This is a genomic window from Ruminococcus bromii (assembly GCF_002834225.1).
Classification (GTDB): Bacteria; Bacillota; Clostridia; order Oscillospirales; family Acutalibacteraceae; genus Ruminococcoides; species Ruminococcoides bromii.
The window spans coordinates 1-11,280 of sequence record NZ_NNSR01000004.1 but is presented as its reverse complement, the minus strand read 5'-3'; the positions used below and the strand labels follow the sequence as shown (position 1 = coordinate 11,280).

The 11,280-nt window shown below is 36.7% G+C and carries 8 protein-coding genes; all 8 read right to left on the bottom strand.

Features of this window, described 5'->3' with window-relative positions:
- Positions 1-29: 29 nt before the first annotated feature.
- A complete protein-coding gene (locus RBATCC27255_RS00045; protein WP_101028200.1) occupies positions 30-1,616 on the bottom strand; it encodes a type I restriction-modification system subunit M in 1,587 nt (528 codons plus the stop codon).
- A 2-nt stretch (positions 1,617-1,618) separates the two neighbouring features.
- Positions 1,619-4,534 (bottom strand): type I restriction endonuclease subunit R, EcoR124 family, encoded by a 2,916-nt coding sequence (locus tag RBATCC27255_RS00040; RefSeq protein WP_101028199.1) that lies wholly within the window; start codon positions 4,532-4,534, stop codon positions 1,619-1,621.
- 100 nt (positions 4,535-4,634) lie between these two features.
- Positions 4,635-5,249 carry a 5-methylcytosine restriction system specificity protein McrC gene (locus RBATCC27255_RS00035; protein ID WP_169923184.1) on the bottom strand — a complete coding sequence of 205 codons (615 nt, stop codon included), beginning with the start codon at positions 5,247-5,249 and terminating at the stop codon, positions 4,635-4,637.
- 125 nt (positions 5,250-5,374) lie between these two features.
- Positions 5,375-5,518 (bottom strand): hypothetical protein, encoded by a 144-nt coding sequence (locus RBATCC27255_RS10330; protein ID WP_169923183.1) that lies wholly within the window; start codon positions 5,516-5,518, stop codon positions 5,375-5,377.
- A 170-nt stretch (positions 5,519-5,688) separates the two neighbouring features.
- Positions 5,689-6,561 (bottom strand): IS1595 family transposase, encoded by an 873-nt coding sequence (locus RBATCC27255_RS00030; RefSeq protein WP_101028197.1) that lies wholly within the window; start codon positions 6,559-6,561, stop codon positions 5,689-5,691.
- Between the two features lie 121 nt (positions 6,562-6,682).
- Positions 6,683-8,707: a DNA helicase RecQ gene (recQ, locus tag RBATCC27255_RS00025; protein WP_101028196.1), complete on the bottom strand. Its 2,025-nt coding sequence runs from the start codon at positions 8,705-8,707 to the stop codon at positions 6,683-6,685.
- Positions 8,708-9,312: 605 nt separating this feature from the next.
- A complete protein-coding gene (locus RBATCC27255_RS00020) occupies positions 9,313-10,776 on the bottom strand; it encodes an RNA-binding domain-containing protein (RefSeq protein WP_101028195.1) in 1,464 nt (487 codons plus the stop codon).
- Positions 10,777-11,093: 317 nt separating this feature from the next.
- The coding region (locus RBATCC27255_RS00015) for an alpha/beta-type small acid-soluble spore protein (protein ID WP_147639932.1) at positions 11,094-11,280 on the bottom strand (187 nt) is incomplete at its 5' end.

Below are 11,280 nucleotides of genomic sequence, written 5' to 3'. Positions count from 1 at the left end.
ACCGTTACTTGAGGATAATTTTGCCATAATTATTTGCCCTCCTCGCCAAACGGAAAATCAAGTCCCAGTTCGTCAAAATATGGTTTTAATTGTGCGTCAATATCTTTGATTTCAGCCTGTAGTTTGCGAATTTCCGCTGCAACTTCATTCAAATCAATTTCCGGTTCCGGCTCGAATGTATCAACATAACGGGGAATGTTCATATTGTAGCCGTTTTCTTCAATTTCTTCCATTAATGCAACATGACAGAACTTATCAATATCCTTACGCTCCTTATAAGCATTTACTATTTTTTCGATATGCTTATCTTCAAGCGTATTTTGGTTCTTTCCCGGTGTAAATTCTTTTGAAGCATCAATAAAAAGAATATTTCCTGAATTTCCGTTTCTCTTGGATTTTAATACCAGAAGACAAACCGGAATTGATGTGCCGTGGAAAAGGTTTGCAGGTAAACCAATTACTGCATCCAGTTTATTCAAGTCTTTTACAATATACTTTCGTATTACCTCTTCAGCTCCGCCTCTGAATAATACGCCGTGCGGTAGGAGCACTGCAATACGACCGTCATCGGGATCCATATGGTAAATCATATGCTCTAAAAATGCAAAATCCGCATGGCTTTTAGGCGCAAGCTTCCCTGCGCCGGAATAACGAGGATCTTCCTCAAAAGACTTGTCCGCCGACCATTTAAGCGAATATGGCGGATTGCAAACCTGAACCGTCATCTTCACATCGCCATAGCAGTCATTTTTCAAAGTATCTCCCTTATAGATATCAAACCGCTGATATTCTATGTCGTGCATCAGCATATTCATACGAGCAAGGTTGTATGTACTGGCATTATTTTCCTGTCCGTAAAAATGTCCTACTTTGCCGCTGCTCAGGTGCTTCTTAACTTCCAACAGCATAGAAGCTGAACCACAGGTACAATCTCCTACCGTTTTTGCTTCATCCAGTCCGATTGTCGCAAGAATTGCACAGAGTTTGCTCGGACCCGTGGGTGTAAAAAATTCTCCGCCTTTTTTTCCGGCATCTGAAGCAAATAAACCAATCAAAATCATATACGCTGTGCCAAGAACATCAAACTGTGATTCATTTAACATAAAATCAATGTCAGCAATACGTGACATAACCTTTGAAATAAGTTCTGTACGCTCGGATACAGCGTCTCCCAAATCCGGGTCTTGCAGTTTCATATCATTAAAAAGCCCTGTAAAATCCGGTTCAGATTCTTGACCCATGGTAGAACCGGTCAATTCGCTGATTGCTTTTTCAAAATCTTCAACCGAAAAAGAACGCTTGTTAATCTTGTCTATCAGATTCCTGTAAAGGTACTGTGGTTTCATAATATAACCAAGACTATTCACCGACCATTTCTCTACTGTTGATCGAAATTTCTCATCCGCATAAGCTTCCTCATATGTGATTCCATCGTTCTTAAGTAAATCATTCATATATGACTCTGTTCGCTCTGACAAATATCTATAGAAAATAATACCCAAAATATAATTTTTAAACTTACTGGAATCCATATTTCCGCGAAGATCATTAGCAATTGCCCATAATTTATTTGAAAGCTCATTTGCCTGACTCTGATATGTATTTTTCTCCGTCATAATTATTCTCCCTCTGCCTTGTATTTTCTATAGGTTTCAACAATAAATTCCTTTAAATCTTCAATTAATAAAGTCAATTTGAGTAGCCCAAGATTCAAACAACTCACCTTATTACGAATTTCCTCATCCGTAATATAACCATTGAAGCTGTATTCAGAAAAAAGATCAAACACGATTCCCTCATCCAGATTATTTGTATAAGCAAATTCTTCTATCTCTGAATTCAATGAATCTCTCTCGTATTGCTCGTATTCTTTCTGAATATCAGCATCAGGAGACAAATCGAAAAATCTCGTTTGAATGAACGCTATCATCAAATCTTTTTTGAAACGCATAGATTCATTATCGGATCTTTCAATTTCCCTTAAAATCAAATCTACATCTCGCCGTTTTTCCTCGGGAGTGCTATCCTTATGCACATTTTTTAAAAGGTTCAATATATAGACAACATTAATTCTGTCAGTTCTGACAAGTTCGATATCAAAATCAACATCTACAGGAACAGGTATTTTTCCATTTGGGGTTCTGTGTTTGGTCTGGTCATAAAAGTACAGATACCAGCTTTTGAATTCTTCGTATTCATCTTCATCCAACGCAACCGCAAGATCGTTCCAATCAAATTTTGAAAACGTCTTTAATGTAGCCAGTGTCTGCGACAAACGTCGGAATGCCAAAATAAACATTCGAATTGTGTCTTCACTTTTCAGATTTCCGGCTTCTTCCGGTGTTCTCGCAACTTTGCGCAATATTGGCACCTGATTCAGCCACTGATTCACATAGTATTCATAATTCTGAAGCAGGTATTCATTCGGATCACCATCACCCGAGAACAGACGGAGAGCATCATCCTGTGCTTTCTTGATATTTCTGTATGTTACAATCTGACCGAACTGTTTTGTTACCTTATCAACACGGTTTGTACGGCTGTAAGCCTGAACCAAAGTATGCCACACCAAATTTTTATCCAGATACAATGTATTACAAGGTTTTGCATCAAAACCTGTAAGGAACATATTTACAACAAGAAGAATATCAATCTGCGGCAAATCCTTCTGTTTCATACGTTTGGAAATATCTTTACGATATGCATCGAATGTATCAGTTGTAAATGCTGTATCAAACATTTTGTTATAGTCCGACATAATGCGGTCTAGCAGTTCCCGTGAATGCTCATCTCCCCCTTCATCCATATCTTCATTTGCACCATAACTGAATATTGCAGCAATACGAAGTCGTTGATTTTCAGGACGTTCTTCGTTAATCTTTTTAAAATAATCATAGTATTTTCCCAGAGTCGGTATTTTATCGACTGCAAATAGTGCCGTATAAATATCCTTGCCCTGCGGATGAACATGCTGCTCATGATGCTCCATAATATGCCGAGCTATTTTTTCAATTCTCTCTTCATCATGGTAAAGCTCATTTATGTCAATATTATGCTGACGGCAATACTCAGGATTATCAATATATTCCGGATTAATACCCTTATGCGAAATCTTATTTGCCCATATGGTTCTTTGATATTCAACAGAAAAACGAAGAACATTTCCGTCAGCTATAGCGTCTTTTATCATATACTTATGTAAACAAGCATCCATCTTTCCTGCATTGAAAATATCCGCTGTTGTACGACCGTCAGCACCTTTATTTGCCTCAAAAATAGGTGTGCCGGTGAATCCGATATAATTTGCATTGGTAAAATGTTTTTTGATATCGGCGTGCATCTTTCCAAACTGACTTCTATGACATTCGTCTATTATGAAAACGACCTTTTGTGTCCGGTAAGAATCCATAAGTGCTGAATATTTAGAATTACGCACAGCAATAGCGAGCTTCTGAATTGTGGTAACAATCAGCTTTCTATCTTTTTCTTTGAGTTGTTTAATAAGGACCGATGTTTTATCTGTTCTGTCAACACAATCTTTTTCAAAGCTGTTATATTCGTCAATGGTCTGGTCATCCAAATCCTTTCTATCAATCAGAAAGATTACTTTTTCTACCCTGTTTTCATTCCGAAGTAACTGGGCAAGTTTAAAGCTTGTCAGCGTCTTACCCGAACCTGTACAGGCAAATACATATCCGTCTCGGTTTGCTTCCAACACTCTTTTCATTGCCGCTTTTACAGCATATATCTGATATGGCCGCATAACCATAAGAACCGGCTCAGTTATTTTTACAACCATATATTTCAAGAGCATATCAATAATGGCAACCTTTCTAAAAAAGTCACCTGTAAATTCAAAGAGCTTATTGATTCGTTCGTTATATTCATCTGTCCAGAAGAAAACCAAGCTTTTCAGGATTGGATTATATTCTCCGCCTGCCATTTCGTTTTCATTTGAAAAATATTTTGTCTGAACACTGTTAGAAACCACGAAAAGCTGTAAATACCTAAAAATACCCTTGAATGAAAACTTACGATATCGGTTTATTTGGTTAATGGCTTCATTTATTTCAACACCCGGTCGTTTCAGCTCTATCTGAATTAGCGGCAATCCATTAATGATGACTGTCACATCATAGCGATTTTTATATACCACATCATCCTTATGAGCCGGATCCATTGTCACTTGATGTGTAACTTGAAAAATATTTCGTGTAGAATCATCGCTCAAAAAATCAATGTACACTGTTTCGTTATTATCCAGTAAAAGAACATACTGATCTCGCAGAATCTTTGCCGATTCATATACAGTATGATTATCTATATATGTAAGTAATCTGGAAAACTCAGAATCTGTCAGATACGCTTCTCCCTTTTTCTCAATCAGTTTCTCTTTATTAAACAGAGCTATCTGTTCACGAAAGTTTTCAAGAACTTCATCATAGTTTTTCAATTCAATGTATTCATATCCTATTTCACAAAGGCGTTCAATAAACAATTTCTCAACTTCATATTCCGTTTTCACCTTTGGCATTATTATTCCCTCCTTAAGTGAATTTTTCATTACCATAACTTGATGTCAGCATCCTATATGTTATTAATTGAGGATACATTTTGTCGCAGTCAGATTTCTGCTAGATAAATTTTATAATTTCATTGAGTCGATTTGATATCTCAGAAAATTCTGTATTTAAATCAAGAGTTTTTACACTAAAATTATTTCTGCCTATTTTAAAGGGCTTTTCATCAGGCAGGACAGTTTCATCTGTTTTTGCATAAAGCAATATTCCGGAAACATTTCCCGTATTATTCTTATCATAATTTTTCACATAGGTAAAAATCTGATACATATTATTTGAATGATATGATTTTGTATCATAATTTGTCTGCATAATATGAGAATAATATTTTGTGTCAATAATTAAAGTTTTATCGTTTGCTTTGTTTATCAGCATAATATCAGACTGCATTTGAGGCAAAAACGGAATTCCCAAATCGTCTTCAATATTCCAATGAATTTGTTTTGACGATACATAAAAAGTATCTCTAAAATGCTGTCTGTAATATTCAAAAACAAATTTCTCATACAATCTTGACATTAAGTCTTCTTTAAAAGACATCATTCTATATTCGCCGGATTCTGTAGTCATCAGTTGGGAATTCATAACAAAATAGCAAATGTACATCAGCATTTCATAACTTTGATTATTACTCCTGAAACATAAAGTATTCCAATTAACAAATTTCAAAGGAACTATATCAACATTGTCAAAAAAACAATAACAACTTTTTTAGCTCTCTCTTATGTTCAGGCTTAACAGTATTGTGTGCAACAAGTATATTCATTGTGGTCTTAAGAATCTGATTTAAAATATTATTTTTCTAAAGTTGGTAATTTCATATTAATCGAATCAAAAATATAAATTATCTTATTAATCAGAATTTTTCTATCATCGACATAGGCACGGAGTTTATCCGCCAATTCCACATAAAAATCTATCCAAGTAAAATTATCCATAAAAGCCATCTCCTGATAACAAATATATTATTAGTATAACATTATTTTTTATCACTTTCAACGAATTTCAACATTTTATGTAGATAAATCTACTAGTTTTTGTATACCTTTATTTTAAGAGTAAAATATTTAATGTAACATTTAAATATATCTTAATCTGGTTATCCCTTTTAGTCCGCAAACGATGAAAGTGCAATAGCGTTAGTTAATCTGTCGCACAAATTGGGGAAATGGCGACGATTAAAACGATAGCAGAATTCGTCAAGGTATTCCTGTAGGTTTTTCTTAGGTAAGCCGTGATAGGTTCCAAGAATGAAAACTTTGGCATTGCCAATCATCGTATGAAGCCAATGTAACATTCCGGCATCGGGATTATATACGCCGTGTTCGTGCTTGTAGTCCTTAAGAGCAGGAATATAACTGCGATAAACGTCACTGATAATTGTTGCTTCAGCTTGGATATTCGCTTGAGCAAATTTCCTTACAGACCTTTGTTGAATATTATCGGTTGTCTGCATCTTCAAGTACTTTGGACGACCTTTTTTATCAATAAATACTGCAACAAATACTTTTGATTTTTCAGTACCTATGCCACGTTTTTTACCGACTGTAGGACCGCCGATATATGTATCATCAAATTCGATTGTGCCGAGCAACATGCAATTAATATCACGTTGCTTCATAGCACAGCGAATCCGTTTAATCATATACCATGCTGTTTTGTAGGTTACATCAAGAGTTTTTGATAGCTGAACCGCAGAAACACCACGCTTATCCTGAGTAACAAAGTAGAAAGCCAAAAACCACTTTGTCAGAGGAACGTGAGTTCGGTGCAGAATTGTTCCGGCCGTTACAGATGTTTGATGATGGCAATCATTACACTGGTATAACCCGTTTGACAATTCGCAATAATGGAAACTTCCGCACTTAGGACATACAAAGCCGTTTTTCCACTTCTTCTGAAAAAGATACTCTCTGCATTTCTTATCGGTTGAAAACTTCTTTGCGAATTCTATTATTGATAAACGTTGTTGTTTTTTCATGTTTTTGCCACTTTTCGTAAACTTCTACTTCTATTTTATCAAAAGAAGTGTCCATTTAGCAGGACTTTGCCTAGCTTACTAAAAGGGATAACCATATAAAAGAATATCAAATTAGCCACAGCTATTCTTCAATTAATCCTTCTTTTTTGAGTCTGCTTCTGACATCTTCGTTTGTTCTGCCGTGGTTTTTGGCGATTTTGTCTATCGGGATTCCTACTTCGTATTCAAATCTTAATTTTTCTACTTCCTTTTCCGACCAAGGTTTATAGGCATAATTAACTTCGCTTTCTTGTGTTTTTTCGATGTTGTTTTGACTATCTTGTTCGTCTGTATTTTCAACACCTGTTGCTTTATACTCGGCAATTGCTGATATAAAACGGTCGCCGTATTGCTTCAGCTTGTTGTCACCTACACCGTTGACTGATAAAAATTCTTCGGGTGTTACGGGAAGTTTTCTGCACATATCCATAAGTGATGCGTCCGAAAAAATCAGAAATGCAGGAACACCCTTTTGGCTTGCAATCTCGTACCTGATTTGCTTAAGAGTATCAAACAGAGAAATATTAACTGTTTCCTCGACAGTTTTCTCTTTGGTTTTAATTCTGACAGTTTTCTTGACCTTTACTTTAGCTTTGCCCTTGAGTACGGGATAGCTCATTTCTGTTACTCTGAGTATCGGCTTGCCTGCTCCTACTGATATGATATATCCCTGTTCTTCCAGCTTTTCGATTATGTACTTTATTTCTGTCGGTTTTGAGTCCTTCATTATGCCAAAAGTGGATTGCTTATCAAGTCCGAAATATGTTATTCTGTCATTTATCTTTCCTCGCAGAACATCGACTATCATTGCTGCGCCGAATTTCTGTCCTGTTCTGATTATGCAGGAAAGGATTTTCTGCGCTTCTATCGTAACATCTACCGTTTCAAACTTTGTCAGACAGTTTGAGCATTTTCCGCAGTTTTCCTCTGCTCCATCTCCAAAATATCTGAGCATATAATTACGCAGGCAGTCGCTTGTCCTGCAATAGAAAATCATATGCTTTAAACGTTCTTCCTCCCTCTTCTTGAACATCTCGTTCTGTTCGGGTGTAAGCTGCGGATTCGGCTCGGTGTTTTCGATAAAGTATCGACAGGTCTGCACATCTCCTGCTCCGTAAAGCAAAATACAATCTGCCTCCTGACCGTCACGTCCTGCTCTGCCTGCCTCCTGATAATAGCTTTCGATATTCTTCGGCATATTGTAATGAATTACATATGATACATTCGACTTATCTATGCCCATTCCGAACGCATTTGTCGCAACCATAACCGGTTTGCGGTCATAGACAAAATCGTCCTGATTTTTAATGCGCTCCTCGTCGCTCAAGCCTGCGTGATAGCGTGTTGCCGGAAAGCCGTTTTTGATAAGCAAATCGCAAACGCTCTCGACCTTTTTTCTCGTTGAACAATAGATAATTCCCGACTTGTCCCTGCGTTCTTTTATCAGTTCAATAAGCCTGTTATCCTTTTTGGCAGGTCTTAAAACGGAGAAAAACAGATTCGGTCTGTCAAAGCCCGTAGTTACAACGGCAGGATCTTCAAGCTGTAAAATGTTTATAATATCCTTTTTTACTTCATCCGTAGCGGTTGCCGTAAAAGCTCCGATTATTGGACGATTCGGGAGCATAGAAATGAATTTGTTAATATTAAGATAGCTCGGACGGAAATCCTGTCCCCACTGCGAAACGCAGTGCGACTCATCAACGGCGACCATTGAAATTTTTATTCTTCTGCATAAATTAATGAAACTGACTGACTCCAGCCGTTCGGGTGCGACATAAATTATTTTATAAATTCCCAAAGCCGCATTTTTCAACACCTTGTCATATTGTGTATCGGTTAATGAGCTGTTGATATAAGCCGCCTTCACGCCCTGCTGAACAAGAGCATTTACTTGATCCTTCATCAATGAAATCAGCGGAGAAACAACAATAGTAACACCGCCAAACATAATTGCAGGAACCTGATAGCATATAGACTTGCCTGCACCCGTCGGCATTATGCCGAGAGCATCCCTGCCCGACAACAGGCAATCAACCATTTCTTCCTGACCTTTTCTGAACGAGGAATATCCGAAGTATTTTCTTAAAACATCAAATTTATCCATAACTCTGCACCTGATTTATTCTATACTTTAATTATAGGTATTTTTAGAGAGTTTTCAAGATAAACAACGCAGTTTATCATAATTCAGCATAAAATAAGGTCGGGTATCCGTTGTGAATTACCCGACCTTTGATTTACAAATCCTCATCTATTGTAACATTCGTATTTCGTTGTGTTTTTATCTTAATAAATGAGTCCATCCCAATTGACAAAAAATCTTACGAAATAATAAGTCATTCTCTTTTCCCCTTTCGATTGTTTCTATATTGTGTCTTTATCTTACCATACCTACTGTGACAAGATGCGAACAAATTTTTGTGATTTTGAAAAGTTTTTTACTTTTTCTGTTATCTGAATTTGTGGTGATTTTGCTTAAAATAATGAGTGCATCCAATTGTAGAAACGCTTTCCGAGATAAGCAATCATTCTCTTTTCCTCCTTTCGTTTGTTTCTTTATTGTGTCTATATCATAACAAACCGACTGTGACAAGATCCGGACAAAATCAGGGAAATTTTAAATTTTTTCAAAAATTCTTTGATAAATATAAATTTGCCAAGCAATATTACTCTCTTGCTCGGCAAATTATAATTACTAAAAACTATGTTTTACTTTTTAGTCACATATTTTTGATATCGGCTTGTGGGTTTATCCGGTATAGTCATTTTTAGTTTTCCGCTTTCAAGCAGTGGTTTAATATATCTGTTTGTAAATTCCCGGATATCCTTCAAGCCAAAATGCTCAACAATTTCTCTTTTACTTTTTGGTTCAATACAGAATTCAATTATTTTCTCATATACAACTTGAATTACCTTTTCTTGTAGGGTGTCTTGTAGGGTGTCTTGTAGGTTATCTTGTGGGGTATCTTGGTTGCCATCAGGTCCCACCATACTCGTTGCCGCAGAGGATAGAGGAATTATTGTCTTAAATACATCACCCTCGATAAATTCAGGAACTCCGCCTGAGTACATCTTTGTGTATTTATAAGTATTTCGCATACCCGATCCGAGCTCATCGGCAAGCGACACCTCTCTAAACACCTTTGCAATGGGCGGGTTCTTAGAAAACGGTTCAAACCTGTCGAGTTTCAACTCACCATGACCGTGAGACAGATTTCCGTTTTCCGTGTACATCCTGTCTTTCTCAATAACAAATTTTGCTACATAACCTGTGGAATAATCACGATGCGCAAGACTGTTCGAGAAAATTTCTCTTAAAATTGCATCTCTTGCACTTACAGCTTGTACTCCCTCAAGAATAAACGGATCATTCAAATGCTTTTTGCCAAATTCCATAAGCCTGTCAAAGGTATCAAATAAATTCGTAATAATAACATCACGGTCATCATATCTGTCTGTATTTTTGGTTCTGAAAATCGCATCTGTTTTGTGTTGCGGCAAAGCCGCCATTATAGTTTCATCCTTACCAAAAAGAAGTATCGCCGCAAGTGTCAGTCCGTCAACGCCTTTTTCACTGTCTTTAAGAATCAAGCCTGAACTGCGCAGTATTTCTTCATCAGTCATAGTAAGCCACGGATGATTTTTATTTCTCAGTCTTGACAATCTTCTTGCTCTGTCAATTATATCGGAACGCAGATCATCCATTGTAAAGCAAGTGAAAACTTTATTTACAAAATATGTGCCCTGCTTTTTTGAATACAGCTTAAAAACCAAATCTCCTGAATTGGTTATGTCTATATCCGAATCGTTGTTTCTGTCAAAAATCCTGCCGCCGCAACGGCAAACTTGCGTACTCTCGGGGACAAAAATATAAATAATCAGCTTATCATCATATTCAATACTTTCAATCGTCAGGTAAAGCGGAGGATACATTTTATTCGGGTTATTTATTGATGTAACAAAATCGCTCTTAATCCTCTCTGCACGGTTTCTGTCCACTCCGATAACCGTACCGTCATCTTTAACACCGAGCAGAATATGACCGCCCTCACGGTTTGAAAACGCACAAACGGTTTCATAAACATCTTTAGTAATATCGGTTGTGGATTTCTTAAACTCAATATTCATCCCTTCGCCCTGTGATATTATATTTTTAATTTCTTCATATGTCATTACAAGCTCTCCAATAATCTGACGGTTTATATTTTTATTATATTCGCAATCAAAAATAATATCAAGCGATTAAAGATAAATCACACCAAAGTTTTTAATATAGTTTTCTTCACTGGTTACCATATCATTTAAGGTTAAGTAATATATTTGCAAAACCACATTGTTTTTTTCGGATTTCGCAGGTGTATCATCATATAATTATTATTGGTGTCAGATTTTATAAAAATATCCCCGAAAGGCTGAGGCTGATTGCTGCCTTTCGGGGAGTGGTGTTTTTTACTTAATTTAATCTTAAAAATGCGATAAACAAGCCGTTTTTAATAGGTTACTCTTACCTGATACGTAACCTCCTGACGGTGTCCCTCTACATTGCGGTTATTGCGTATGTAAGACTTATTTCGTACGGGTAACATCTTTTTAACCATCTGACCGCCTACAGAACCTGCTTCTCTTGCGGAAATGTCGCCGTTATATCCCTGTTTGAGGTTTACGCCTACTTCGTTG